Source organism: Thermococcus sp. PK, assembly GCF_000430485.1.
In the GTDB taxonomy this organism is placed as follows: domain Archaea; phylum Methanobacteriota_B; class Thermococci; order Thermococcales; family Thermococcaceae; genus Thermococcus_A; species Thermococcus_A bergensis.
This window is the reverse complement of the sequence record NZ_KE387149.1, coordinates 135951-161907: the sequence shown is the minus strand read 5'-3', so window position 1 is coordinate 161907 and position 25957 is coordinate 135951. Positions and strand designations below refer to the sequence as shown.

Annotated in this window: 25 protein-coding genes; 10 read left to right on the top strand and 15 right to left on the bottom strand. The window is 44.8% G+C overall.

Annotated elements, in window-relative coordinates:
• The first annotated feature begins 111 nt into the window (after positions 1-111).
• The 4 genes from THEPK_RS12495 to THEPK_RS02670 all read left to right on the top strand — a co-directional run bounded on the left by THEPK_RS12495 (position 112) and on the right by THEPK_RS02670 (position 5989).
• A protein-coding gene (locus tag THEPK_RS12495; protein ID WP_156882084.1) for an IS982 family transposase occupies positions 112-983 on the top strand; the annotation gives its coding sequence in 2 pieces (ribosomal slippage) (positions 112-538 and positions 538-983; 873 coding nt in all).
• A gap of 14 nt (positions 984-997) precedes the next feature.
• Positions 998-3103: a CARDB domain-containing protein gene (locus THEPK_RS02680; RefSeq protein WP_232194505.1), complete on the top strand. Its 2106-nt coding sequence runs from the start codon at positions 998-1000 to the stop codon at positions 3101-3103.
• A gap of 136 nt (positions 3104-3239) precedes the next feature.
• Entirely contained in the window at positions 3240-4658 is a 1419-nt protein-coding gene (locus tag THEPK_RS02675; RefSeq protein WP_042698020.1) for a TldD/PmbA family protein, read from the top strand.
• A 5-nt stretch (positions 4659-4663) separates the two neighbouring features.
• The gene (locus THEPK_RS02670; RefSeq protein ID WP_042698017.1) at positions 4664-5989 is read left to right on the top strand and encodes a TldD/PmbA family protein; all 1326 of its coding nucleotides are present in this window, start codon (positions 4664-4666) and stop codon (positions 5987-5989) included.
• Positions 5990-6003: 14 nt separating this feature from the next.
• On the opposite strand, the gene THEPK_RS02665 is transcribed toward THEPK_RS02670, so the two are convergent.
• The 3 genes from THEPK_RS02665 to ndk are packed head-to-tail and all read right to left on the bottom strand — an operon-like array spanning position 6004 to position 8343.
• Positions 6004-6471, bottom strand: coding sequence for a COG2426 family protein (locus THEPK_RS02665; RefSeq protein WP_042698014.1), 468 nt, complete (start codon positions 6469-6471; stop codon positions 6004-6006).
• 33 nt (positions 6472-6504) lie between these two features.
• Complete coding sequence (locus THEPK_RS02660; RefSeq protein WP_042698011.1) at positions 6505-7767, bottom strand: C69 family dipeptidase; 1263 nt, start codon at positions 7765-7767, stop codon at positions 6505-6507.
• A 54-nt stretch (positions 7768-7821) separates the two neighbouring features.
• Entirely contained in the window at positions 7822-8343 is a 522-nt protein-coding gene (gene ndk / locus THEPK_RS02655) for a nucleoside-diphosphate kinase (protein ID WP_042698008.1), read from the bottom strand.
• A gap of 98 nt (positions 8344-8441) precedes the next feature.
• Here ndk and THEPK_RS02650 point away from each other — a divergent pair, with 98 nt between their 5' ends.
• The gene (locus THEPK_RS02650) at positions 8442-10163 is read left to right on the top strand and encodes a glutamate--tRNA ligase (protein ID WP_042698006.1); all 1722 of its coding nucleotides are present in this window, start codon (positions 8442-8444) and stop codon (positions 10161-10163) included.
• On the opposite strand, the gene THEPK_RS02645 is transcribed toward THEPK_RS02650, so the two are convergent.
• Positions 10154-10765, bottom strand: a complete 612-nt coding sequence (locus tag THEPK_RS02645; protein WP_042698005.1) for a DUF7411 family protein — start codon at positions 10763-10765, stop codon at positions 10154-10156. The two genes, THEPK_RS02650 and THEPK_RS02645, sit on opposite strands and share 10 nt — an antisense overlap.
• Positions 10766-10795: 30 nt before the next feature.
• Positions 10796-12589: a translation initiation factor IF-2 gene (infB, locus tag THEPK_RS02640; RefSeq protein WP_042698002.1), complete on the bottom strand. Its 1794-nt coding sequence runs from the start codon at positions 12587-12589 to the stop codon at positions 10796-10798.
• A 116-nt stretch (positions 12590-12705) separates the two neighbouring features.
• Here infB and THEPK_RS02635 point away from each other — a divergent pair, with 116 nt between their 5' ends.
• Positions 12706-13245: an SWIM zinc finger family protein gene (locus THEPK_RS02635; protein ID WP_042697999.1), complete on the top strand. Its 540-nt coding sequence runs from the start codon at positions 12706-12708 to the stop codon at positions 13243-13245.
• Here the strand turns inward: THEPK_RS02635 and THEPK_RS02630 are convergent.
• On the bottom strand, positions 13214-13585 hold the full coding sequence (locus tag THEPK_RS02630) for a hypothetical protein (protein ID WP_042697997.1): 372 nt from the start codon (positions 13583-13585) through the stop codon (positions 13214-13216). The genes THEPK_RS02635 and THEPK_RS02630 overlap by 32 nt on opposite strands.
• A 77-nt stretch (positions 13586-13662) precedes the next feature.
• Between THEPK_RS02630 and rgy the strand changes: the two genes are divergently transcribed.
• On the top strand, positions 13663-17310 hold the full coding sequence (gene rgy / locus THEPK_RS02625; protein ID WP_042697994.1) for a reverse gyrase: 3648 nt from the start codon (positions 13663-13665) through the stop codon (positions 17308-17310).
• A 58-nt stretch (positions 17311-17368) separates the two neighbouring features.
• Here rgy and acs read toward each other — a convergent pair whose 3' ends face one another.
• A complete protein-coding gene (gene acs / locus THEPK_RS02620; protein ID WP_042697991.1) occupies positions 17369-18757 on the bottom strand; it encodes an acetate--CoA ligase alpha subunit in 1389 nt (462 codons plus the stop codon).
• A gap of 270 nt (positions 18758-19027) precedes the next feature.
• Between acs and THEPK_RS02615 the strand changes: the two genes are divergently transcribed.
• On the top strand, positions 19028-19450 hold the full coding sequence (locus THEPK_RS02615) for a phosphate-starvation-inducible PsiE family protein (RefSeq protein ID WP_083965052.1): 423 nt from the start codon (positions 19028-19030) through the stop codon (positions 19448-19450).
• On the top strand, positions 19450-20475 hold the full coding sequence (gene fen / locus THEPK_RS02610; protein ID WP_042697986.1) for a flap endonuclease-1: 1026 nt from the start codon (positions 19450-19452) through the stop codon (positions 20473-20475). The genes THEPK_RS02615 and fen overlap by 1 nt, the downstream gene beginning before the upstream one ends.
• Positions 20476-20485: 10 nt before the next feature.
• On the opposite strand, the gene THEPK_RS02605 is transcribed toward fen, so the two are convergent.
• From THEPK_RS02605 to THEPK_RS02575, 7 genes are all read right to left on the bottom strand, one after another.
• On the bottom strand, positions 20486-21385 hold the full coding sequence (locus THEPK_RS02605; RefSeq protein WP_042697984.1) for a transcription initiation factor IIB: 900 nt from the start codon (positions 21383-21385) through the stop codon (positions 20486-20488).
• Between the two features lie 48 nt (positions 21386-21433).
• Entirely contained in the window at positions 21434-21703 is a 270-nt protein-coding gene (locus THEPK_RS02600) for a hypothetical protein (protein WP_042697981.1), read from the bottom strand.
• 7 nt (positions 21704-21710) lie between these two features.
• A complete protein-coding gene (locus tag THEPK_RS02595; protein ID WP_042697978.1) occupies positions 21711-22049 on the bottom strand; it encodes a DNA-binding protein in 339 nt (112 codons plus the stop codon).
• Between the two features lie 70 nt (positions 22050-22119).
• Complete coding sequence (locus tag THEPK_RS02590; RefSeq protein WP_042697974.1) at positions 22120-22572, bottom strand: 30S ribosomal protein S19e; 453 nt, start codon at positions 22570-22572, stop codon at positions 22120-22122.
• 3 nt (positions 22573-22575) lie between these two features.
• On the bottom strand, positions 22576-22992 hold the full coding sequence (locus tag THEPK_RS02585; RefSeq protein WP_042697970.1) for a YhbY family RNA-binding protein: 417 nt from the start codon (positions 22990-22992) through the stop codon (positions 22576-22578).
• A 53-nt stretch (positions 22993-23045) separates the two neighbouring features.
• On the bottom strand, positions 23046-23423 hold the full coding sequence (locus tag THEPK_RS02580) for a hypothetical protein (RefSeq protein WP_042696758.1): 378 nt from the start codon (positions 23421-23423) through the stop codon (positions 23046-23048).
• Between the two features lie 50 nt (positions 23424-23473).
• The gene (locus THEPK_RS02575) at positions 23474-23896 is read right to left on the bottom strand and encodes a hypothetical protein (protein ID WP_042697966.1); all 423 of its coding nucleotides are present in this window, start codon (positions 23894-23896) and stop codon (positions 23474-23476) included.
• A gap of 78 nt (positions 23897-23974) precedes the next feature.
• Between THEPK_RS02575 and pfpI the strand changes: the two genes are divergently transcribed.
• Entirely contained in the window at positions 23975-24475 is a 501-nt protein-coding gene (pfpI, locus tag THEPK_RS02570) for a deglycase PfpI (protein ID WP_042697963.1), read from the top strand.
• 166 nt (positions 24476-24641) lie between these two features.
• Here the strand turns inward: pfpI and THEPK_RS02565 are convergent.
• A partial coding sequence (locus THEPK_RS02565; RefSeq protein ID WP_156882160.1) for an AAA family ATPase occupies positions 24642-25957 on the bottom strand: 1316 nt, incomplete at its 5' end.

Below are 25957 nucleotides of genomic sequence, written 5' to 3'. Positions count from 1 at the left end.
GCCTTATGAGGTTTTTAAAGCTAAAGCTTCTCAAAGAAACACAGATAGTTGAGAACCCTAGTTCCCATTAGATCGTTAGAGTTATAAGCACTTAAGTCTTTTGGTTGATTGGTGGTTGTTATGAACTTTCAGCAGGAAATCCTGATCATAAAATCCGAAATCTATCCGATAATCAGCAAACACTACCCGAAAAACACTCACAGGGAAATAATCAGCCTCTACGACCTAATAACCTTCGCAATACTAGCACACTTGCACTTTAACGGAGTTTACAAGCACGCTTACAGAGTCCTAATCGAAGAAATGAAGCTGTTCCCCAAAATCAGGTACAACAAACTAACAGAACGCTTGAACAGGCACGAAAAACTCCTGCTCCTAGCGCAGGAAGAATTATTCAAAAAACACGCCAGAGAATACGTTAGAATACTGGACTCAAAGCCCATTCAGACCAAGGAGTTGGCCAGAAAAAACAGGAAGGAGAAGAAGGGTTCTTCAGAAATCATCTCTGAAAAGCCCGCAGTTGGGTTTGTTCCCTCTAAAAAAAGTTTTACTATGGGTACAAGCTGACCTGTTACTCTGATGGAAATTTGCTGGCTTTACTGTCTGTTGATCCGGCGAATAAGCATGATGTGAGTGTTGTCCGGGAAAAGTTCTGGGTGATTGTTGAGGAGTTTTCTGGCTGTTTTCTGTTTTTGGATAAGGGTTACGTTAGTAGAGAACTTCAGGAGGAATTCCTGAAGTTTGGCGTTGTTTACACGCCGGTGAAGCGGGAGAATCAGGTTAGTAATCTGGAGGAGAAGAAGTTTTACAAGTACTTGTCTGACTTTCGCAGGAGGATTGAGACTTTGTTTTCGAAGTTTTCTGAGTTTCTTCTGAGGCCGAGCAGGAGTGTTAGTTTGAGGGGGTTGGTTGTCAGGATTTTAGGGGCGATTCTGGCCGTGAATCTGGACAGATTATACAACTTCACAGGTGGTGGGAACTAGGGTTAGCTACTATTTTGTTTTTAAGTATATTCCCAGTCAGTGCAGTAGGGGCTGCATCTTCATACGTTCCAATACACGACATTCAATATACCACTGATCCAAGTGGAGATTCGCCATATAAGGGCCAAACGGTAATTACAACCGGGGTAGTAACTGCAATTACCAGCGATGGATTTTTCATTCAAAATGGAACCGGACCATGGAGTGGCATCTACGTATACACAAAATCGGCACCTAACGTTAATATCGGAGATATTGTGGAGGTAAAAGGATACGTAAAAGAATACTATGGGCTCACAGAGCTCTCTGTAAATCCCTACTATGGAGATTATGTCAAGATTTTAGGCACTAGCTCAGTACCAGAACCTATCACACTTCCAACAGGAAATGTCTCTCAAGAGCAATGGGAAGGTGTCCTGATTAAAGTGGAAAACGTTGTAGTAACCAATGCAAACTTAGGGTATGGAGAATGGGAAGTTGACGACGGTAGTGGTCCCGTTAGGATAGATGACCTCATATACAAGTATACTCCCCAAAAAGGACAAAAATTTGAGTACATAATTGGAGTAGTTTACTACTCTTTTGGAGCTTTTAAGATAGAACCAAGAAGTGCTGAGGACATAAAGGAATATATCCCTTCAGTAAAAATAACGAGTCTCACAGCACCAACTGTAGCCTATAAAGGGACTTCCATTTTAATCGAAATGCACATTAAAAACGAAGGAAACTTTGGTGAGAATGTTACAGCTGTTCTTTCAATAGATGGAACAGTCTTAGTAAACAAAACTCTGGAAATCAAAGCCGGAGAAACTGAGACAGTTAAGTACGAGTGGACACCTCAAAACCTCGGCAACTATGGGATTAAGGCAGAGATTCTGGGGTATGATACAAAATATTTGTCAACAAAGGTAATTGAGCATCCCAGAATTGTAATTAATTATCTTCTGAAGTTCTACGATTTCAGGTATACAATGAGCTTGAGACCAGAATTTGAAGAACAATATGCCCAGTACTCGGAGATACTTTCGGAATTACAAAGCTATGGCGTAGATTTTGGTTCAATAGAAGATAAAATCAACGAAATAAATGAAAATGTTGAACAAATTGAGGAATACTATTCAAAGTATCTCGAACAGAAGTCGGTTTATTGGACTAAATATCCACTAGTGCCAATGGCTAACATTAGAAAAGCATACTTCCTTACAAAAGAAACCGAAGAAAAAATAAAAGAGATACTGCCGATACTGAACGCCACTCTTCAAGAAGTTAGGGAGTTAATCGCCCAACAGGCAAACCAAACCCTACCATCAGGAAATGAAACAACTCCGGGACCAAGCAACGTTACACAACCTTCAAATCAAACTATGAATCAAACAACCACAGTAACGGAGAATCAAACCCAAATAATAGTTAAGGTAGTTAGAGTTCTCATCGATGCAAGCCATGACCAATATTATAATGACCAAAGACTTAGCGGATTAATGACCAGAATAAAAGACGAGCTCGGATGGTTAGTGGATGTGAATCACCAAGAAAGCCTGAGCAAAGAGCTTCTCTCAAAGTACGACGTGCTTATTATAACAAATCCGGGAGAAGATATCACCGAACAAGAAGCGCAAGCAGTTAAAGAGTGGGTAAGGGAAGGTGGGGGACTGCTTATAACTGGAGACTGGTATAGATATGTGTATTACAAGAGCCTCAACAGGATTACAGAAGAATTTGGAATCAAATTCAACCCAGACGAGCTTATGGATGATGATAAGAATACAGGACGTTCATATTTCCCATTAATAGGTGAATTCAACTTCGACCATCCGGCAACTAGATTCCTAAACGAGGACTCACAGCTCTACTACAATGGAGGCACTTTAGATATAAGTGGAAATGCGGTCTGGATTGTCAGAGGATACCCAACCTCCTATGCAGTAGATAGCAGCGGAAAAGTAACAAAAGAGAAGGGCTCAAAACCAATTGTGGCAGCAGCTGTTGAAGTGGAAAATGGAAGGATAGTTGCCTATGGTTCAAGTAAGGCTCTCAGCGACGACTACTACGGAAGGTACATAGAAAGCAACTGGCCGTTTTTGAAAGGAGTATTGTTATGGTTAGCAGGTGAAATTTGATTCAGTGTTCCCTTTTCTCTTTTTTCCATTTACCTAAGTGAATGATAACGAGAATATCATTTCTACATTCATCGAAACGAAACGATTTTATACTTCAAGAGGGCACTTTTATATGCATTAACCCGAGGTGATGTGCATGCATGAGCTTGTTGAATTTGCCGTCGAAAAAGCCCAGGAGCTGGGTGCGAGTTATGCAGAAGCGAGGTTCGAGGAGAAGAACGGAACGGAAATAGTCATGAAGAACGGCAACCCGGAAGGGCTTGGGATATTAGCCGATAGAGGTATAGGTATTAGGGTTCTTGTGAACGGCGGGATGGGCTTTGCTTCTACAAACGTCTTAACAAAGGAAAGCGTGGAAGAAGCCGTTAAAAAAGCTGTAAAGCTCGCAAAAGCCGCGGCAAAATTAAGAAATAGGCCCATACAGTTCAGCGAGGAAGACTTCCATCAGGTTTTCTACGAAGTGAAGATGAAGAAGGACTTCAGAAATGTTAGTGCCGAGGAAAAAATGGAATACCTCAAGCTCATCGAGGAGAGTGTAAAAGAAACCGGCGTAAACACCCCAATGCGCTTCTTGAGGTATGGAGACTTCATGTGGCACAAGGTTTTCATGAACAACGAAGGAGCCCTTGTCGAGAGCCTTATACCTAGGGTTTCCGTAACATACAACCTTGTTGTTTTTGAGGAAGGGCAGATGGAGCAGGCTCCCTTCGTCCAGAGGGCATTTTCCGGTGGGCTTGAGCTTATTGAGAAGGATAAGCCATGGGAGTGGGCTGTTAAAGACGTCAAAGCCCTGCAAAGACTTATAAAGGAAGGACAAAAGCCGCCGGAAGGGAAAGTCGACTTAGTGCTGGCCCCAGAAGTCGTTGGGATTGCAGTTCACGAGAGCGTTGGGCACCCCTATGAGCTCGACAGAATAATGGGAAGAGAGGCAGCCCAAGCTGGAGAGAGCTTTGTGAAGCCGGAAATGCTTGGAGAGAGAATTGGAAGTGAAGCTGTAACTGTTATAGAGGACCCAACGATTCCAAACAGCTGGGGTTTCTACCTATACGATGACGAAGGTGTCAAAGCAAGACCAAGGTACCTCATTAGAGAAGGTATAATAAACGAGTTTCTCATGAACAGGGAATACGCTGCTTATCTTGGAATGAAATCAAACGCAGCTGCGAGGGCAATTAACTACAACCGCGAGCCAATAGTGAGAATGGCAAACACTTACTTGGCCCCAGGTGACTATTCCTTCGAGGAGCTTATTGAGGACGTTAAGCTCGGCGTCTACATGGTGAGCTTTAACGAGTGGAACATAGACGATAGGAGATACCAGCAGAGGTACATTGGTAGAGAGGCTTACCTAATCGAGAACGGCGAGATAAAGCACCCCGTAAGGAGACCAATTCTTGAGATAACCACCAAAGGACTGTGGAGCAGCGTCGATGCCGTTGGAAAGGAAGTGGAATTTTATCCAGGCACATGTGGAAAAGGTGAACCCGGACAGGGAGTCCCGGTATGGATGGGAGGGGCCCATGCGAGACTTAGGGATGTCGTGCTGAGGAGGTGAAAAAGATGTTCGAGATTAACGAACTAATTCTGAAAAAGGCGAAAGAGCTCGGCTTTGGCGATGTTGTTGTATTAGCTTACGAGCAGAACAGAAGACAGGTGAGGTTTGCCAACAACGAAATAACGGTTGCAAAGAACTGGCATACGCAAAAGGTAAACCTTTTCGTTGAGTACCAGAAGAGATTGGCCTCAACAACTTTAACAGCTCTGGATGAGGAGACAATAGAAAAATCTCTTCAAGCACTCATGAAGAGCGTTAAAAACCTTGCTCCCAAAGAGGACTACTACGGAATAGCCGAGGGGCCCTTTGAATACAGAGACATCCCCGAGACCTTTGATAAGGCAATAGTAGAGCTTGATGAGCCAAACGAATACGTTGAGGTCGCAATAAATGCCGCCCTCGAAGAAGGAGCAAAGAGAACCGCAGGTGTCCTTTACACAGACCACAATAAGCTCTACCTAACAACAAGCAACGGCGTCGAGGCTTTTGACGAGGGAACGGGAATAGAGATAAGCATAAGGGCATTCATAGGCGACGAAGAGAGCGGACACGGAACAAACTCTGTGAGAGTCCTCAAAAAGTTTGACCCAGAAAGGGCTGGAAGAAAGGCTGGAGAAATTGCAAAGATGGCCGTCAATCCTGTTCAAGGTGAAGCTGGGACTTTTGACGTGATATTCGACCCACTAGCATTCGCTAACTTAATGCGCTACATGAGCTCCATGAGCTCAGCCTTTGCTGTAGAGGCGGGATTCAGTTTCCTAGTGGGCAAACTCGGGCAAAAGGTTGCAAACGAGGGTGTAACGATCAAGGACATAGGTAACATGCCAAACGCCTATGGAACAAGGAAATTTGACGACGAAGGTGTTCCTACAAAGGAAACAACAATAATTGAGAACGGAACTCTAAACACTTACCTCCTCAACACAAGCTTTGCAAAGAAATACAACATGGAAACCACTGCAAATGCAGGTTTGTTAATGCCTCATGCATGGAACGTCTATGTAGAGCCAGGGGATTATTCAAAGGAAGAGCTCTTTAGCGAAGTCAAGCATGGAGTTTACATCACCAACGTGTGGTACACAAGGTTCCAGAACTACGTTACCGGAGACTTCTCAACGATTCCAAGGGATGGAGCATTCTTAATTGAGAACGGCGAGATAGTAAAGCCCATAAGGAACATAAGGGTAAGCGACAACCTCCAGCACATACTTGAGAGCATTGCAGCATTAGGAAAAGACCTCTATCACATCCACTGGTGGGAAGTCAATACCCCAGTGTTTACACCCTATGTCCTGGTAAAAGATGTTGGAATAACAAGGGCTACAAAGTAAAGCCTTTTTCTTTTCTAAATTATTTTCAACAGGCCCAAGCTTGGTATTAGGGTTATGAGGATGCTCAAAAGCCCTCCAATGATGAGGGCTGGTATGGTCTTTCTTTTTTCCATTCCAAAGATATAAGCGGCTAAACTGCCCGTCCACACTCCCGTCCCCGGAAGAGGTACGGCAACAAAGATGATAAGACCCAAAAACCCCCACTTCTCCACGTAGGGATGCGCTTTCTTTCTAACCCTTTCCACATACCTCAGATACAAATCGGCAAATTTCCCCAGGGGAGTGTTTTTGAGCCCGAGCATTACCCAGTCTACCAGGGGCAGAAGGAGCGGCAAAGCCAAGGAAAGCAGCAACACTCCAAGAGATGCCATAATCAAAGTACCGGGAAGAGAGTAACCCCTACCTATGCCATATACTATGGCATACCTACCCTCAAACGTTGGAACAAGTGAGAGCAAAAACACCTCGAGCAGACCGTTCATTTTGAGCACCAAACTCATAAAAATAAAGAGGGGTTAAAAATCTATTCCCGCTCTTTCGTTTACTTTCTTCCAGTTTCGCCCATAGAAGAACGAATATCTGCCACGGGCAATTTTCCCTTCCCACTTCTCTACAAGCTCTTTTTCCTTTTCAAATGCCCATTTTGTGAGTTCTGCAAGGCTTTCGTTCTCTTTAAGTCCACTTGTCTGTCTTATTATCTCCATCTGCAGCTCATCCCTTTCCTTCGAGAATTCCTCAATGTACTTTTGATAGCTAGTCTGGAACAGCCTGTGAAACTTTTCAATTCTCCACCAGTAGTTTTTAGGATTATAGCGGTTCGTAGGCACCTCTGACTCCGGAATCCCACCTTCAAAAGATATTGGCTTAAAAATGCTCAAACAGGGAAGTGAAGTTCCGGTGAACCAGTGTACATCCCTCCCAAGCTCCGAGATTTGAGATGAAGCGGTTTGGGAAGGCCGTGTTAAACCACCATAGTGCATGCAGATATCTCTCATGGAACCTTTTTCTGGGAAATACGGCTCGAAGCTATGAGACCTTAGAATTTCCATCATGTACTCGAAAGTTATCTCTCCCTCTCTTTCTTTGAGTTTCCGATATGTGAAGGCTCTCCTCTCCCTCCCATGGGCAAAGTGGGTATAGAATCTATCGGAGAAGTGCTTTGCAAAACTGAAGTTCGAATTCTTGGCAAGCTTCTCGACGCTTTCCGAAGCTAAGTCCCAGTCATCATCTATAGTGAGAGCATTCGAAATAGAATAGATGCTCTCAATCTTCTTCGCAACCCAGTGCTTGCCAGCAGTCTCTAAAACCCACGCCTCTTTTGGATCCGCAATTATAAATGAGTTGCTGTAGAGCAGTCTGTGCTCATAGCTACCATTTCCTCCCTGCCCATGGCTCTCGATTATATCAATTATGAAATGAAGAGCCTCTTTAGAGGTTTTCGTTCTTTCAAGGGCAAGCCTTATCATGTCCATTCCTAGGATTCCTTTCTCCGGGATTTTCTCCTTGGTGAAAACAGCGGTATTTCCTATAGCCAAGCCGAACTCGTTAACTCCCATCTCAGCACCCCAAATCCACCAGGGGCGAGAAAGAATCACCGCGTAAGTCTCTTTAGCCTGAGGAAATTCAACGTATGTTAGCTTAACGGTTTCTTCCTCATGCTTCTGTCTTGGAATAACTTCAAGAACCTGAGCCTCATTTGGGTCTCTGTCGCTGTTTTTCGCAAAGAGCATTACCTTTTCTTCAGTAGCTTTAGGCGTTGCAACAAGAATATCACACATATACAGCACCTAAAAAAGATTGGAGATAGAGGTTTTTAACAATTTGGAAAAGCATCAAGGCTTTAAGCAATCTATGGAGTCTAGGTACTCCCCTTTCTCCTTGTCCCAGTGGGAGTGATAGAACCAGTCAGCTGCTTTGCAGTATTCAAAGAGTTCATCCTCTTTGAAGTAGAGAGCTATCTCCCTCTTTGCTGTTTCCTCGCTGTCTGAGGCATGAATAACGTTGTAAATCGCATCTCCCACGTCAAGACCGTAGTCTCCCCTTATGGTTCCCGGTTCTGCATCCTTGGGGTCAGTTGCGCCGCACATCTTTCTTACGACGCTTATAGCATACCTACCTTCGAGAACCATGACTACGCTTGGCGCTTTTGTGATGTAGTCTATCAGGGGCTCAAAGAAGGGCTTTCCTTTGTGCTCTTCATAGTGCTTTTCTGCCAGTTCTCTATCGATGTGAATCATCTTCATTCCGATTATTTTGAGACCTTTCTTCTCGAATCTGCTTATAATTTCACCTATAAGACCTCTAACAACAGCATCGGGCTTTATAATCACAAGAGTCCTTTCCGTCTTGTTCATTGGCAACACCAAGAAGAATAAGCCCGAGGATTTAAAATCCTTTTTAGTCCCGCACAAGATTTATAACTTACCTCTGCCTTTTCCCTCTGGTGAAGAAAATGGAGTTCAGGGAAATCATACTCAAATATGCGCTCATCAATGCAGTGCAGCATGATGGAAAAGCAAACCCTAAAGCTGTTATAGGAAAAATACTGGGCGAGAACCCGGAGTTGAGACCAAAGGCAAAAGAGATAATTCCTCTTGTCAATGATGTTGTTCAGGAAGTTAACTCCATGAGCAAGGAGGAGCAGGAAGCAAAACTCAGAGAGATCTATCCCGAGTTCTTTGAGGAGAAGAAGGAGAAAAAAGAAGAAAAGAAAGGCCTCCCACCACTACCAAAGGCAGAAAAGGGAAAAGTGGTCACGAGATTTGCGCCAAACCCGGATGGAGCTTTTCATCTTGGAAATGCAAGGGCAGCTATCCTAAGCCACGAATATGCAAGGCTCTATGATGGAAAGTTCATCCTCAGATTTGACGACACCGATCCAAAGGTTAAAAGGCCAGAGCCCATATTCTACGACTGGATAATTGAGGATTTGAAGTGGCTCGGCTTCCAGATAGATGAGATTCACTACGCGAGCGACAGGATCGAAATTTATTATAAATACGCTGAAGAGCTCATAAAGATGGGAAAGGCGTATGTATGTACCTGTGAGCCGGAGCACTTCAGAAAGCTTAGAGACGAAGGAAAAGCCTGCCCCCACAGAGACCTTCCCCCAGAAGTCCAGCTAAAAGAGTGGGAAAAGATGCTCAACGGGGAATACAAAGAGGGAGAAGCTGTTGTTAGAATTAAGACCGACCTAAACCATCCAAACCCGGCTGTTAGGGACTGGCCGGCCCTTAGGATAATTGATAATCCCAATCACCCAAGAACCGGAAACAGGTACCGCGTATGGCCGCTCTACAACTTTGCCTCCGCTATAGACGACCACGAGCTTGGTGTTACACACATCTTCAGAGGGCAAGAGCATGCCGAAAACGAGACGAGGCAGAGATACCTCTACGAGTATTTTGGGTGGGAATACCCGGAGGCAGTCCACCACGGAAGGCTCTCCATTGAAGGGGTAATCCTAAGCAAATCCAAGACAAGAAAGGGTATTGAAGAGGGCAAGTATCTCGGCTGGGACGACCCAAGACTTGGAACTATCAGAGCACTGAGGAGAAGAGGCATTCAGCCAGAGGCCATTAAGGAACTTATACTTGAAGTCGGGCTCAAGAAGAGCGACACCACGATAAGCTGGGACAACCTGGCTGCAATAAACAGAAGGATAATCGAACCAATAGCGAACAGGTATTTCTTCGTCGCCGACCCAATTCCGATGGAGATTAAGGGGTATGAAGAAGAGTTTACAGCGGAGATACCACTCCATCCTGATTATCCAGAAAGAGGGGTTAGGAAACTCAAGTTCACCCCCGGAAAGCCCATTTATGTCTCAAAAGACGACCTTGAGCTATTGAAGGACAACGAATACATCAGGCTCAAGGATCTGTTCAACGTCAAAATAGTCGAAGTTAGCGAAGAAAGGATCACAGCAGAGTTTGACAGCATTGAATACGAGAAAGCCAGAGAGAACAAATGGAGGATGATTCACTGGGTCCCCGAAGGCAAGCCGTGCGAAGTTCTTGTCCCAGAGGGAGAAGAGCTTATCGTGAGAACCGGACTGCTCGAGAAGAATGCGAACTTAAAAGTTGACGACATCGTGCAGTTTGAACGCTTTGGCTTCGTGAGGGTGGACAAAGTTGAAGGGGATAAAGTGATAGCGATATTTGCTCACAAATGAGCCTTTTCTTTTTTCCACCCCAATACTCTTGACTGCAGGTGCCTTTTTGGAAAAATCGTGAGAGGGTCTATTCCTCTTTCCCGCAAAAGATGTCTAAGCTCAACCTCATAGTCGGATTTCTCGAGCTTTTCGCTCTCTTTAAGCTCCACTACGAAAAGCTTCTCCGTAAGTTCCCGTATCGTCCTATAACCCAGACCGAGAAGAGGCCTTATGTACTGAACGTTAAACCTGTCCTCAAGGCTTCTCGTTTTTCTCTGATCAAGGAAGGGCACTCTGTCATCTCTTCTTGTTCCGTCGCTTATTCTCTCCACATGCCTAAGCTTTGCAACCTCTTCTAGAGCTTTTTCGTGGATAAACTGAATTGCATTGCTAGGATGGGAGTCCCTTATGCACATCTCAGCCGCTTCCTCAAGGATTTCCCTGTCAAGGAAGATTACCTCATGGGGAAAGCCAAGGGCTTCAGCAGTCTCTTTTGCATATTTCCAGCTGTCGAGGACTCCAAAGTTAATCGTGATAAGCTTTACCTCATATCCCAGCTGTCTCAGGATGTATGCCGCGAGTGAAGAATCTTTTCCACCGCTGTAAAAATGATAAACCTCCATAGAGCTCACCAGTGGTTAAAAAGGTTAAAATCAGAGAGCACTCCAAAATGGATCCTGCTGGGCCTTCACCTTTGCAGTCTCTTTTAATGCCCTTATATCGCTCTCGTCCAGTATGTCTTTGAGCTCTTTCACAAGCCTTACTGCGTCGTCTCTGCTTATATCGACATAGAGTATCTCTCCGGGATGAATGTGCCTTCCTACTATTGCACCGTCGATGGCTATAGCAACCTGATCTCCTCTCTTTGCCTCCTGCAGGAAGTCTTCTTTTGACTTGATTGATTTTATAACGCCGACTCTCTCTCCGTTCTGCTTCATAAGTGGATACCCTGGCTTTATTCTGCCTTCAAGGACCTCTATCCCTACTATCGCTGGGTGGCTCCTTCTAAAGATGTAGCGTTCGTCCGGAAAGATTCTAATGACTCCGGGGAACTTCGTCTGAGCCAAGAGCTCTTTTTTCTTCTTTTCTTCCTCAGCTTTTACCCACGCCTCGTAGTCTTCTATGACTTTGTAGATAATGTTTCCAACGAATATCGGGACATTTTTGGCCTTTGCAATTTCCTCTGCATCTTCATTGACCTTCACATTGAAGCCTATGACAACACCGTAGAGAGGTTCCTCCTCCTTTACGCTAAGTGCCTCCATAACATCCGTTTTGCTTATGTTTCCAACATCTGCCTTTCTTATTGGGATGTTCTTTTCCTGCAGTTCTTTGCTTAGCGCTTCAAGGCTTCCTATCGTATCAGCTTTTACAATGACCCCAACTTTGTCGGTGCTTATAATTACACTCTTTATCTGCTCAAGGATTTCCTGCTTTGCTCTTTCTATCTCTTCCTCACTTCTCGCCGCTATAACGGGCGAACCCGCAAGGGCATCTTCTAAGTTTGGAGCGGCTATCTTAATACCAGCCGCGGCAGAAACTTCTTCCACCTGATCAAAGCGGTATCTTGGGTCTCTTATCTCATCGAGGGGTTTCGGTTTAAGGAGAGCCCTTATTTTCGTAACGATTGCCTTGTCCTTGCCACCCACGACTATTATGTCGTCTTTTCTCAGTGTTCCATCATAGATTATCACATCTATTGTGGTTCCAAATCCGACTTCTTCCCTAACTTCCAGAATAGTTCCTCTCGCAGGCCCTTCAACCTCTATCTTCAGCTTTTCTTCGAGATATTTCTGGGCCAAACCGGCTATAAGTACCAGCAGCTCTGGAATGCCAATTCCATATTTGGCTGAGATGGGTATTATAGCAAGCTCTCTTCTGAAGTCCTGAACACGGTCAAATCTGTTGGCCTGGAAGCCGAGTTCATAAAATTTTCCAATTAACTCCCAGAGCTTTGTCTCAAGCTCCTGAACTGCTCTTTGGTCTTGTTTTTTGATATTCACCAGGAAAGGCTCGTTTTCAACGATTTTCCACCCTTTTATACGGTCAATTTTGTTTGCAGCAACAACAAAAGGAGTCCTGTATTTTCTCAAAATCTCTATGCTCTCAAGAGTCTGGGGCTGGAAGCCCTCGTTTATATCAACAATAAGGATTGCTAGATCAGCTAAACTGCTTCCCCTAGCCCTTAAGCTTGTAAAAGCTTCGTGACCGGGAGTGTCTATAAAAAGCAAGCCCGGAATCTTGATTTCACCCTTCCACAAGCTTAAGAGGGGCCCGGCAAGTTGTCTGACCACTTCGATAGGAACTTCAGTAGCACCAATGTGCTGGGTAATCCCACCGGCTTCTTTCTCCGCTACACGTGTATTACGTATCCTATCGAGTAATGTGGTCTTACCGTGATCTACGTGCCCAAGAACGGCTATAATTGGTTGTCTAATCTTTTTCATAATCTCACACTCCACAAAACTTTTGATAAGCGTTACGGGATTAACTAAAACACCCGCTTTTTAAAGGTTAGGGATAATCTTAAAAATCCCCACGCTTACCACATTTAGTGGTTATCATGGAGAAGAAAACACTGCAGAAAGGTAAGAGCTACTACAAAAAAGGGAAGGTTTTATGGGTTCTCAAATACAAAGAAAAGCTGTTTTCGAAGGTTTTGGGTACTTATCCTTATTATGTGGAAGTTGATCTGGCAAAAGACTCAAGCAGATGCACCTGTCCACAGGGAAAGGACTGCAAGCATGCCGCTGCCACAATAGTGGCTTTTGAAGAAGGATTTTACGTAGAAAGCCATGAACCAGTCTCAGAGTTTTTTCCAGAGGCGGCTTTAAAGAGATACCTGCTTCACGACAATCCGGAACTGGGACTTGAGATTGTTTTAAAGGAGCTCCACTATCAGATAAGCAACGACGAGAGCGGGAGTGAAGTTGCCAAACTCTTGAGGGAGGCGCTAAAACTCTTTACTCTTGCTCCGTCTAAGGAAATAGGCTTCCAGATATTGGAAATTTTTAAAGAATTCAAGAGGCTTTTTTCGGACTACAACCTAACCAGAGAGCTGGAAATGGAAGTTAAAGAAACTCTAGAAGGCTGCTCTCTTTGAGCTTTCTCCTTAGGGAATCATATACTTCTTTTCCATCTAAGGTAAAGGTGTACTCAACTCCAGCTTCATCTAAAAGAAGCTTCATTATTTGGAAGGCATACTTCGCCTTAGTACCCTCCATCTCAACTGAAACGAAATAGTTTTTCCTTTTCCCGAGAGTTATGTCAAAATTAAGCCTTTCAGTAAGCTCTACATCAAGGAAAGTCAGTTTTTTCTGTGTTTTGTATTCCCTCACCATAACGTGTGGGAACTTTTTTCTCAGCTTTTCCACTATTCTCTCCACCTTGTTGTACTCTTGTTCATTAAGCTCTTCGGTGAGCTTAAGTTTTTCCACTATCATGCACTTCACCAAAAGAGGCCTTCAAAAAAAGTCTTATAAAGTTTGCATCCCTTAAAAGAGCATCGGAAGGTGGTGATATGAAGGCCATATACAGAGGCATGTGTCCTAACTGTGAGGATAGAATAAGTGACTCACGTTTATACAAGAAGCATCCCTGCGAGGTATGTCTTGATGAGGAAATAAAAGCTGAGGTATATTTTGACCTGATAAAAGGGATTAGAGATGCCCTAAAGCTAAAAGGGACTTTAAAACACTGGGAAGAACTGTATTCTCTTGAGAGAAAGTTAAAAGAGGCTGAAGAACTTTTCGAGAAAGCCACTGGCTTCACTTTCTGGAGCGCCCAAAAAACTTGGGTTAAGCGTTTAGTGAGAGGAAAAAGCTTCTCTATAATCGCCCCTACTGGAATGGGAAAGAGCGTTTTTGGGGCTTTTATGTCGATTTACTATGCAAAAAAGGGTAAAAAATCATATATAATTTTACCGACAACACCTCTGGTTATTCAAACAATCAAGAGAGTTCAGACATTTGCAGAAAAAACCGGGGTAAGCGTTAACTTAGCTTACTACCACGGAAACATGAAGAAAAAAGAAAAGGAAGAAATGCTCCAGAAGATACAGAGCGGAGAGTTTGATGTCCTCATAACCTCTGCACAGTATTTAGCGAGGAATTTTGACATCTTAAAGGATAAAAAGTTTGACTTTATATTCGTGGATGATGTTGATGCCTTCCTCAAAGCCTCAAAGAACATAGACCGCTCCCTCATTCTCCTCGGCTTTACCGAAGAGATCATTCAAAAGGCCTGGGAAATTATAAAGCTCAAAAAACAGATGGCGAAATACCTCAACGGCAACAGTAGTGACAAGAATGAAAAGCTAAAAGAGCTGAACAAGCAGATAAATGCCATTGAGAAGGAGATTAGAAAGTTCAAGCGTGAAAACAAAATTGGAGTTCTAATCGTAGCTTCCGCCACTGGAAGTGCTAGAGGAGATAGAATAAAGCTTTACCGTGAGCTTCTCGATTTTGAAGTGGGAAGCGGCAGATCTGCACTGAGAAACGTCGTGGACAGCTATCTCTTCCCAGAAAAGCCCATAGAAGAGCATGTCAAAGAGCTGTTAAAAGCTTTAGGCTCGGGAGGACTCATATTTGTCCCGGTTGATCAGGGAATAGCGTATGCAGAGAAGCTGACGAAGTACCTTCAGGATTTAGGATTCAAGGTGGAATTGGTCTCAGCGAAGAACAAAAAGGGGCTTGAGAAATTCGAGAAGGGAGAGGTTGACTACCTGATAGGCGTTGCTACGTATTACGGTTCCATCGTGAGAGGGCTTGATTTGCCCCACCTAATAAGATATGCTATATTCACTGGAGTTCCAAAGTTCCGGTTCAGCATAGACCTCGAACAGCCCACCATATATAGGGTTTTAGGGTTAATGAGCGAAGTCATGGAGTTTCTCGAAGATGAAGATAGGAGAGAGGCAGAGAAGCTGTATGCCAGACTAAGGAGACTCATAAGAAACATCCCGCAATTTGAAATCCTGAAGATAGAGGAAGCACTTGCAGAAGGCCTGCCCTTAGAAGGGTTCTCAAATCATGTTCTTGGGGTCTTTAGAGAAGCCGTTGAGTTCCTCAGGAATGTGTTAAGAAAGCCCGAAGTTCTAAAGAGGATAGAAGAAGACCCATTTGTAAGCCTCAAGAAAGAGGAAGGAAAATGGTACATAGAGATTCCCGACGTGAGAACGTACATACAGGCCACGGGAAGAACTTCGAGGCTTTTCGCTGGAGGTATCACAAAGGGTCTCAGCGTTTTAATAGTGGATAACGAAAAGATCCTCAACGGACTTAAGAGGCAAATGCGCTGGCGCTTTGCGGAGTTTGACATGAAGCCCTTCAATGAGCTCAACTTGGAGGAGATACTAAAAGAAATCGACGCTGATAGGGAGAAAGTCAGGCTCATTATGGAGGGCAAAATAGCGGAGAAGACAAAAGACCTCGTAAAGTCAGCCCTTATGATTGTGGAGTCACCGAACAAAGCCAGAACTATTGCGAGTTTCTTTGGACAGCCAAGCAAGCGGCGTATTGGGGATTTAGTGGCATATGAAGTAAGCATAGGCGATCTGATGCTCACCATACTGGCAAGCGGAGGGCACATGTTCGATCTCGTTACTACAGAAGGTTACCACGGAGTTTTGATAAAGGAAAATGACGGAAAGCTTTACTTTATTCCGGTTTACGATACCTTAAAGCGCTGTAGAGACTGTGGCCATCAGTTCGTGGACTGGGAAGAGAAGGGGGTATGCCCCAAGTGCGGCTCAAGGGATGTGAGGGATGCCTTCGAAAATGTGATTGCAATGAGGGAAATTGCTCAGGAAGTTGATGAAATACTGATTGGAACGGATCCCGATGTTGAGGGTGAAAAGATAGCCTGGGACATAAGAAACGTTCTCTCTCCGTATACTCCAACCATAAAGAGGATAGAGTTCCATGAAGTTACGAGGCCGGCTATTCTAAAGGCCCTTAAAGAGGCAAGAGACGTGAACGAAGCGAGAGTAAATGCCCAGCTTGTGAGAAGAATAGAAGACAGGTGGATAGGATTTGAGCTCAGCCAGAAGCTCTGGGAAGTCTTTGAGAACACTTACCTCTCAGCTGGGAGAGTCCAAACTCCCGTTCTGGGCTGGATCATAGAGAGATACAGAGAATTCGTGGAAAGCGAAACCGACTTCATGAGGTTAACCCTTGAAAACGATCTGGAAGTGACGCTTGAGGGAGCTAAGGAAGAAGTCCAAGAGGTAGTCGTTGAAGATGTCCAACTGGAGGAAAGAGAACTAAACCCCCTCCCACCATATACAACCGATACTCTGCTCCAGGATGCCTCAAGATTCCTAGGATTTTCAACCGACTACACTATGAGGCTCGCCCAAGACCTATTCGAACTGGGTCTGGTGACTTACATAAGAACGGACTCCACTCACGTAAGCAACGTCGGCCTTGAAGTCGCTAAGGAATACATTACCGAAGAGATTGGCGAGGATTACTTTGCTCCAAGGAAGTGGGGAGAAGAAGGGGCGCATGAGTGTATAAGGCCCACAAGACCCATAGATACCGGAAGGCTCATGCAGCTGCTGAGGGATGGGATAATAACTCTGGCAAGAAGTCTAACAAGGGACCACTTTAGGCTCTATGACATGATATTCAGGCGCTTTATGACTTCCCAGATGAAAGCGGCAAAGATACTCTACGAAAAGGCCGTTATCGACGCAAAAGTAGCAAAAGCGGAAGTGGAAGGCTATGTGGAGATACTCTTCGATGGGTGGACAAAGCTCAGAGCTCCGCCACTGAGGCAGATACCGAAACTTGAGAAGGGACAGATAATTAAGGTTAAGGAAATCAAGAAATGGAGGGCTCCGAAAGTACCTCTGTTCACCCAGGGAGACATAATAGCCCTTATGAAGGAGCGCAAAATCGGAAGGCCATCTACATATGCAAAGATCGTCAAAACTCTCTTGGACAGACACTACGTTATCGAAACGAAGGGAAGGAAGAAGTTGGTGCCAACAGAACTAGGCACGAAGGTTTACCACTACCTAATCACAAAATACAAGGAGCTTGTGAGTGAGGAAAGAACCAGACAGCTGGAGGAGCTCATGGATCTCGTGGAGGAGAACAAGGTAGATTACCAGGAAATACTGAACGATATGTACAAGGAAATAAGGAAGTACATCGCTTCTTGATTTGCTTCTCTTCCCATTTCTTCTTAAAACTTGAGATGAAAAGAGAAGAGAAAAGAAATCACTCTTTTTTGTGCTTCATTTTCCAGTGGTGCCACTTGTAGAGGGCAGCAAGTGACTTGATTGCCCTTTCTGGCTCTGGGTAGGCTGGGATGCCGTGTTCGTTGAGCATGTCAATTGCTTCTTTAGCCTCAACGCCACCTACTATTGCCACTACGAGCGGTTTCTTCCTTCCGCTTGCCTCGTACTCCTTGATGACTATCTTTGCGAGGTCTCTTGGGTCAAGGACAGCTGTCTGGCAGTAGAGGACTGCTATGGCATGCATCTCTGGGTGTGCCAGGGCATCTCTAATTGCACCTTCGTAGGATTCAGCTCCAGCCATACCTGTAAGGTCTACCGGGTTCTTGTAGCTTCCGAATGGTGGCATGTGGTTTGCAAAGACCTTGAGCTCCTCAAGGTTGTCGTAAAGCTTCAATCCTTCTTCCTCAGCGGCGTCAGTTGCCATAACGCCTATTCCACCACCGTTTGTGAGGATTACAACGTTCTCTCCTTGTGGCTCTGGGAGGTTTGAAAGTGTTCTTGCCCAGTCAAAAGCCTCGCCAATTGTTAGTGCTCTTAGAACACCGCTCTGCTTGAATGCTGCTGTGTAAATGTTGTCAGCACCAGCAAGTGAACCTGTGTGTGAAGCAGCTGCCTTGGCTCCCCTTTCACTCCTTCCAGCTTTGATGATTATGATTGGCTTCTTCATTGAGACCTTCTTTGCGACTTCCATGAATTTTCTTCCGTCCTTCACACCTTCCATGTAGATCAAGATTGCCCCTGTGTTTTCGTCAGTCTCAAAGTATTCGAGCAGGTCTGCATCGTCAATATCGCTCTTGTTTCCAACGCTAACAACAGCTGAAAGACCGACCTTTTCAAGTATTGTCCATCCCATAAGGGCTATTCCAAGGGCACCGCTCTGGCTGATGAGGGCAAGCTTTCCAGGCATTACATCTGTTGGACCGAAAGTTGCGTTGAGCTTGGCTGGGGTGTAAACAACACCGAAGATGTTTGGACCGAGTATCCTCATTCCATACTTGTGGGCTGTCTCTACAAGCTGCTGCTCGACTTTCTTCCCTTCTTCGCCAAGCTCTCCAAAACCTGAGCTGATAATCGGAAGTACTTTTACTCCCTTCTTTCCACATTCCTCTACAACCTGTGGGACAAACTTAGCGGGAACAACTATAACTGCCATGTCTACTTCATCCGGGACATCGAGAATGCTCTTGTATACTGGGAATTTTCTTCCACTGATCTCTATTTCTCCGCCCTTAACGTTAACTGCATAGATTTTGCCCTCGTAGCCATAGTCGATAAGGTTTTTCATAATAGCGTATCCTATCTTTCCGGGTGTGCCAGAAGCGCCTATAACGGCAACGCTCTTTGGTTTGAAAAGTGCTTCTAGGCTCATTTCCTTCACCTCATGAACTTTACAAAGGTTAATGCGAGAGAGGAGTTATAACTTTTCTCTTCTTCATTTGACGACCTAGATATCGGCGTTTGTTTAAAGAACCAATGGTTTTGAACGATGATTGAAGAATGATCATGCATCCTGCAGTTGTCGTATCTACCCAAAGATGCTAAAGGAGCAATGCTTTAAAGCCATGAAGAGAAAATAGAAAGTGGTGATGACCCTTCCCCTCCCTGAGAGGGTGATGAACACACCGGTAGGCTGATGAAAATGACGAGGATGGAAGACGAGGAGAAAACCGCCCAGTATACTCACATTCATAAGCTTTTTAGAAAAGCATTTGAGATTTCCTTTGATACAGTTATTATGCTATTCCTGTTTTTCATCCTCTACCTAACCGTCTACTCGATATACCTTAATTTCAAGCTAACCTACAATGTTAGCGACCCAAAGCTCCTTATTGCGAATATACTAGTCACTATTATCCTGATAGAAACCTACAGAATTTTAATAATCTATCTAAGGCAACACCGCGTTAGCATCACTCACATCCTCGAAGTTGGAATCGTGGCACTCGTCCAAAAGCTCATTGTTACTTCGGATTTCAAGGAGCTCGATGCCCTAAAGCTCTTTGCTGTTGGTGGATTGCTTTTTATACTCGGCTACCTATATATCAAGATAGGTGGTGAGTAATGGGAGTTCAGATTGGTGAGCTTTTACCAAGAAAAGAGTTGGAGCTTGAAAATTTAAACGGAAAAAAAGTCGCAATAGATGCGTTTAACGCTATTTACCAGTTCCTCTCAACAATAAGACAAAGGGATGGCACTCCCTTAATGGATTCCAAGGGAAGGATAACGTCCCATCTTTCAGGGCTTTTTTACAGGACTATAAACTTAATGGAAGCGGGAATAAAGCCTGCGTATGTATTCGATGGGAAGCCTCCAGAGTTCAAGAAAAAAGAGCTTGAAAAAAGAGCTGAGGCTAGGGAGGAAGCGCAGGAAAAATGGGAGGAAGCCCTAGCAAGGGGAGACTTAGAAGAGGCGAAGAAATATGCACAGCGGGCGAGCAAAGTAAACGAAATGCTTATCGAGGATGCCAAGAAGCTTTTGGAACTTATGGGCATCCCATGGGTACAGGCTCCTAGTGAAGGTGAAGCGCAGGCAGCATATATGGCCTCTAAAGGGGACGTCTGGGCTTCGGCGAGCCAGGACTACGATTCACTCCTGTTTGGAGCCCCCAAGCTAGTTAGGAACCTCACCATAACTGGAAAAAGAAAGCTCCCCGGAAAAGATGTATATGTGGAAGTTAAACCGGAGCTCATAGTTCTCGAGGAAGTTCTAAAAGAGCTTAACATAACAAGGGAAAAGCTGATAGAGCTCGCAATTCTTGTAGGGACGGACTACAACCCTGGAGGCATAAAAGGGATTGGACCAAAAAAGGCCCTTGAAATAGTCAAATACTCCAAAGACCCCCTCGCGAAGTATCAAAAAATAAGTGATGTTGACCTCTACGCAATAAAGGAGTTTTTCCTAAACCCGCCGACTACAGATGAGTACAAGCTCGAATGGAGGATGCCTGATGAAGAAGGGATACTAAAGTTCCTCTGCGATGAACATGACTTCAGTGAGGAGAGAGTTAAAAACGGCCTGGAAAGACTTAAAAAGGCAGTTAAGGCCGGGAGACAGTTTACATTAGACAGCTGGTTCAAAAAGAAGTGATTAGAAAAGCTCAGAGTGGAAGCTTCAGTCCCAGGTTTTCTACCATTTCTTTGTATCTGTTTCTTACTGTTACTTCTGTTACTCTTGCAACCTCAGCAACTTCCCTTTGAGTTCTCTTTTCGCCCTCGAGCAGTGAAGCAATATACAAAGCCGCGGCAACAAGACCGGCAGGACTCTTACCACTCGTCAAACCCATCTCATAAGCCCTCTCAAGGAGCTCTACAGCCCTCCTCCTCGTCCTCTCACTCAGGCCGAGCTCATCCGCAAACTTGTTCACATAATCCGTGGGCTTCACGAAAAGCTTCTTTGGAGTCAGGTTAAGGTTCCTTGCAATAAACCTGAAGCTCCTTCCAATCTCCTTCTTATCAACCTTGGCAATATCTGCAATCTCGTCCAGAGTCCTCGGAATCTTTAAAAGCCTGCATGCGGCATAAACACAAGCTGCAATGACACTCTCAATTGACCTTCCCCTGATAAGCCCCTTCCTAACAGCCTCCCTGTAAAGCCTTGCCGCTTCCTCCTCAACGTGCTTCGGCAGGTTTAACCTCGCACCAAGCCTGTCCAACTCACTCAAGGCAAAAGCAAGGTTTCTCTCGGCGGCATCGCTAACTCTCAGCCTGCTCTGCCACTTCCTAAGCCTGTAAATTTTCTCCCTCATCAAGCCCTTAACATTCCTGTCATAACCAATATCCGTCGAAAGACCCTTATCGTGCAGCAGAATGCTCTCGGGCGCGCCAGTCCTAGAACGCTTCTCCCTCTGAGAAGCATCAAATGCTCTCCACTCGGGACCCATATCAATCATGTTTTCCTGAATTACAAAACCGCAAGTTGCACAGATTACTTCTCCCCTTTCGGGGTCATAAACAAACTTATCGGAACCGCAAACTGGGCAAACCCTTTGCTTAGTCACAATTACACCCCCACGGTCATTGAACTTGTCAATTCCCATATATAAATCTTAAGTTTTTTCAAACTTTGATATTGAATTTGTTATCCATCTTATGTGCTCTTTTTTAAAGGTAATCTTTTCGAGCACTCTGACGTCATCTTCAAGGACATTTACATACACCCACAGGAAAACCGGATCACTATCACTTCCAACAACAAGGTTGCGGTAAAGAATGTCAAGAGTTCCATCGCTACTTTTTCTTGCCGACAATGGCTTCCAGATGTCCAAATTAACTTCTCCCTTTTCGTTTAGGAGATTAATGACGTCCTTAATTTTCACGTCTTTATCACCATCTAATCCTAAAGTCTCTTCTGGTTCTGGCTTCTATTTGAGCTAAAATCTTTTTAAGCTTTTCATCCGTGATTCTCTCGGTTATCTGACCAGCTTGGTACAACTGAGCTAGAATCAATTCTACCTGTCTCGCAAGTTCGGGTCTCACAAGCTTAACCCTTGCAAGCCTCTCTCTCGCTTCAGGCGTGAGAATTTGCCTCATCAAGGCATCTAACTGGGCCTCTAACTCCATCTCCTGCCTTGCCCTTTCTTCCTCCTCTTTTTGCTGCTCTGCAAGTCTCTTCTGAAGTTCCAAAAGTTTTCTCTTCCTGATCTCCTCAATATCTTCAGCCATCGTACCACCCCAAATAAAATGATATTTAAAAGTATTCAAAAACTAATTAAAGCCAAAAAGTAAGAGAACATCAGTACTTCTTAAGCTCTGGGATTACCTCTTCGAGCTCCTTCTTGAGCTCTGTAGCCGCCTTGTCAAGGAAGCTTCTTCCCTTTGGTGTAACTACCCTTCCCTCTCCGGGCACCTTTGTAACAAACCCAGCTGCTTCGAGCTGTTGAAGAGCCTTTCTAATTATGCTTCCGCTTCCCTTGTAAAAGTGCTCCGGAGCGTGTCCTCTGTTTTTCCTTCCACCGTACCAAGTCCTCAGCCTCTCAATACCAACTGGCCCGTCAACATAAACCTTTCTGAAGACTGAAGCAACTCTGTAGTACCACCAGTCGTCCTGCTCTGGGAGTCTCTCCTTGTGTCTTCCTGTCTTAACGAATGGTGCCCACTCAGGTGGCTTTATCTCGGGGACTTCCTTCAACTTTTGAGCTACCCTCTCAACGAGTAAATCACCGGGAACGTCATAAACTGTTGCCATTTTTCACTCCCTCCCTTTCTTGAACTTTTTCCTAAATTGAGCAATGTCGAGCTTGACTTTCTTAACGGGTTTTTCCTCCCGCCTCTCTTTCGAGAGTTCCTTAAGCTTGAGCTTGTTTAAATACTTTTCCCATCCCTCTCTGGGACGGAACAATATAAACCTTTTGCCCCTCACATCAATAAGCTCACTATCCGTCAGCTCCGCAACTTTCTCTGCTATCGCTTTTCTATCCATCTGAGTTGCTATTAGAGCGCCTTTTCTTATCTCGACTTTTAATACGCCGTCTTTTTTAAGCTGAGTGTTGATTTCTTCGATGACACTCGCATCTAACCCTCTCTTTCCAACCCACGCCTTAGGTTCAATATCATAATATTTGGCCCTTAGAGCTCTTCTCACCTTTCCAGGTAAGCGCTTTTCCATCTCTCTCACCCCAAATAATCTCGCCCTTACTCACGGACGGGGCGTGTTTAGTTTCACCCCCTGTTATTTAAACAGTATTTGACTCTGAGGAGGATTTTCAGACCATAACACATTACCCCAAGCAGGATTCGGGTTACAGTAGTCTTTTTCAGAAAACAGGGGATCCTACTGCCAAACCACGTTGTAAACGCACCCCAGAACCCCTCATGAGGATTCCTATGCCTGTACTCTTCTTCAGAAAACACTCTGTCTCTCTTCTTACTACCAAAACCACCTGGAGCGTTCTTAGTTTTCTTAACAATCGGCCGATAACCCTTTTCCACCACAGTGTTCAGAACTTTCTTTGAATCATAAGCCCCATCAGCATAAAAATTCCCAGAACCCCCCGGCAGGAGTTCAATCAGCTCGTTCTCAGAAGTTGTGATCTTCACAGCAACCGGATACAGTAAACCCGGCAGGATTCTCGTTATTGCCTGAACTTCTATCCTACCCTTTTTTTATTTGTAATAATGGTTGAGTCTGCTTGAGTGCTGGCGTAGGGTAATTTCTGGAGTTTTTTCAGGAGGTGGTTTGTCAGTTCTTCGAGGTTCAGCTTTTTCTCCCAGTTGTGGAGGGTTGAGTAGTGAATGTTTGCTCCGAAGAATTTTCTGCCGTAGTGCTGGGCGTCTCTGAGGGGTAGGTTGTAGTATTGTTTAAAGAGGAGTATTGCCAGTATTGTTTTTACTGGAAATTTTTTGGATTTTGGCAGGTTCTTCAGCTTTCCTTCTGATTCGAAGTCTGCTAAAACGTCAAGAATTGCGAATGCCACGCTTTCAGGGTCTTTGAGTCTGTGATCCCATCTGGGGATCACGACAACCACCTGAAAGAATTCAGCAAAAACCCTAATAAAGGTTACTATAAACACGCCCCTTAAGGTATTACCCACCTTTGACCAAAAACCCTTTTATTAGTTTTTGGCCTTAACTTTGTATTGGTGACTGCCATGAAGGTGCTGTTTTTAAGTGCCGACGACTTTGAAGATTTGGAACTGATATACCCCCTCCACCGCATAAAGGAAGAGGGGCACGAGGTATATATTGCAAGCAACAAGAAGGACACAATAACCGGAAAGCATGGATACTCCGTAAAGGTTGATCTGCTGTTTGACGAAGTTGACCCGGATGAGTTCGACGCGCTTGTGTTACCCGGCGGAAAGGCCCCGGAGAGGGTTAGGATAAACCCAAAGGCCGTCGAGATAGCCAAAAAGATGTTTGAAGCTGGAAAGCCAGTAGCAACCATATGTCACGGCCCGCAGATACTTATCTCCGCCGGAGTCCTCAAAGGAAGAAAAGGAACCTGCGTTGTCACAATAAAGGACGACCTTATAAACGCGGGTGCAGAGTACATCGACAAGGAAGTCGTCGTTGATGGCAACTGGGTAAGTTCAAGACATCCCGGAGACTTATATGCTTGGATGAGAGAATTCGTAAAGCTTTTGAAATGACTACTTCCATTTTTCTTTATAAGCCAAGCACTTGTGGATTGATACAAGATTATAGGCCATAGTTAAAAGAAATTTTCGTTAATTTTAAGTTAGCATGGAAAAGAAATCAAAGGGAGTGCACAAAAGCTGTAGGATAAGTTAAAGACATTAAAAATTGAAAGGGAAATCAGAGGACTTCTCTGTCCCTGTTTTCTCTGGTCAGTTCAGCCCTTCCTTTTTTGAGTGTTTCCTCTATTTTTCTGTAGTACTCCATCATTTCTTTGCTGACACTTGGGCCGACCTTCTTGAGTGCTTCCTCAAAGTCTTTCATTGTAACTTTGACTTTCTGCCTAATCTCGCTTGCCCTTGTACCGGGCTTGATAACACCCTCGGCTATTGCCCTTCTCATGGCGTTCAATGCTGCCTCTCTCACAACTGCTTCAATGTCAGCTCCAGTGTATCCTTCTGTTCTCTTTGCTAGCTCCTCACGACTGACGTCTTCAGCCAATGGGACGTTTCTTGTGTGCACCTTGAATATCTCAAGTCTTGCCTTTTCGTCAGGCGCTGGAACGAGGATGAGCCTGTCGAACCTTCCTGGCCTAAGCAAGGCTGGGTCTAAGATGTCCGGTCTATTGGTTGCGGCAATAACCACAACACCACTGTTCTCCTCAATACCATCCATCTCCGTGAGCAGCTGGTTAATAAGCCTATCTGTAACTCTGTTGACGTCTGTGCCTCTTCTTGGGGCTATTGCGTCAATCTCGTCAATGAATATCACTGTTGGTGCAGCCTGTCTGGCCTTTCTAAAGATTTCTCTTATGTTCTTCTCGCTCTCACCGACCCACTTGCTAAGCACTTCTGGTCCTCTGATGCCGATGAAGTTGGCCTCACTCTCTGTTGCCACTGCCTTAGCTAGCAGGGTCTTACCAGTTCCAGGCGGACCATAGAGGAGGATTCCCTTCGGTGGAGTGATTCCCATGGCCATAAACGCCTCAGGATACTTGAGGGGCCACTCCACAGCTTCTCTGAGCTGCTGCTTGACATCTTCAAGACCACCGATGTCCTCCCACCTAACGTTGGGAACCTCTAAGAGTACTTCTCTTAGAGCTGAGGGCTCAACCATCTTTAGAGCTTCGTAGAAGTCCCTTCTGGTTACCTTGAGCTCTTCAAGGACCTCCTTTGGAATGGTCTCTGCTTCGAAGTCTATCTTGCCTTCCTCTATGAGTCTTCTTAGGGCAGCCATAGCGGCTTCTCTTGCCAGTGCTGCTAAGTCGGCACCAACGAATCCATGAGTCTTCTCGGCAAGCTCCTCGAGGAGGAGGTCAATTAAGCGATTCTTCACTTCTTCGTAGAGCCTTCCGTCCTCGTCAGCCTCTTTAAGTAGTTTCTTAATCTCGTTGTCTCTGTCGGGAGTTTCGTCTATCTTCTTAAGCACCCTCTCAACTGCCTCTCTGAACTTCTCGTCCTTCTTAAGCTCTTCAAGGACTTTCTTAACTTCTCCCT

Bases quoted from the DNA above. Each gene is read 5' to 3' on its own strand.
- pfpI (WP_042697963.1), top strand. From the start codon at position 23,975: ATGAAGGTGCTGTTTTTAAGTGCCGACGACTTTGAAGATTTGGAACTG.
- THEPK_RS02590 (WP_042697974.1), bottom strand. From the start codon at position 22,572: ATGGCAACAGTTTATGACGTTCCCGGTGATTTACTCGTTGAGAGGGTA.
- THEPK_RS02615 (WP_083965052.1), top strand. From the start codon at position 19,028: ATGACGAGGATGGAAGACGAGGAGAAAACCGCCCAGTATACTCACATT.
- THEPK_RS02650 (WP_042698006.1), top strand. From the start codon at position 8,442: ATGGAGTTCAGGGAAATCATACTCAAATATGCGCTCATCAATGCAGTG.
- rgy (WP_042697994.1), top strand. From the start codon at position 13,663: ATGAAGGCCATATACAGAGGCATGTGTCCTAACTGTGAGGATAGAATA.
- ndk (WP_042698008.1), bottom strand. From the start codon at position 8,343: ATGAACAAGACGGAAAGGACTCTTGTGATTATAAAGCCCGATGCTGTT.
- infB (WP_042698002.1), bottom strand. From the start codon at position 12,589: ATGAAAAAGATTAGACAACCAATTATAGCCGTTCTTGGGCACGTAGAT.
- THEPK_RS02675 (WP_042698020.1), top strand. From the start codon at position 3,240: ATGCATGAGCTTGTTGAATTTGCCGTCGAAAAAGCCCAGGAGCTGGGT.
- THEPK_RS02595 (WP_042697978.1), bottom strand. From the start codon at position 22,049: ATGGCTGAAGATATTGAGGAGATCAGGAAGAGAAAACTTTTGGAACTT.
- THEPK_RS02670 (WP_042698017.1), top strand. From the start codon at position 4,664: ATGTTCGAGATTAACGAACTAATTCTGAAAAAGGCGAAAGAGCTCGGC.
- THEPK_RS02645 (WP_042698005.1), bottom strand. From the start codon at position 10,765: ATGGAGGTTTATCATTTTTACAGCGGTGGAAAAGATTCTTCACTCGCG.
- THEPK_RS02635 (WP_042697999.1), top strand. From the start codon at position 12,706: ATGGAGAAGAAAACACTGCAGAAAGGTAAGAGCTACTACAAAAAAGGG.
- fen (WP_042697986.1), top strand. From the start codon at position 19,450: ATGGGAGTTCAGATTGGTGAGCTTTTACCAAGAAAAGAGTTGGAGCTT.
- THEPK_RS02665 (WP_042698014.1), bottom strand. From the start codon at position 6,471: ATGAACGGTCTGCTCGAGGTGTTTTTGCTCTCACTTGTTCCAACGTTT.
- THEPK_RS02585 (WP_042697970.1), bottom strand. From the start codon at position 22,992: ATGGAAAAGCGCTTACCTGGAAAGGTGAGAAGAGCTCTAAGGGCCAAA.
- acs (WP_042697991.1), bottom strand. From the start codon at position 18,757: ATGAGCCTAGAAGCACTTTTCAAACCAAAGAGCGTTGCCGTTATAGGC.
- THEPK_RS02630 (WP_042697997.1), bottom strand. From the start codon at position 13,585: ATGATAGTGGAAAAACTTAAGCTCACCGAAGAGCTTAATGAACAAGAG.
- THEPK_RS02660 (WP_042698011.1), bottom strand. From the start codon at position 7,767: ATGTGTGATATTCTTGTTGCAACGCCTAAAGCTACTGAAGAAAAGGTA.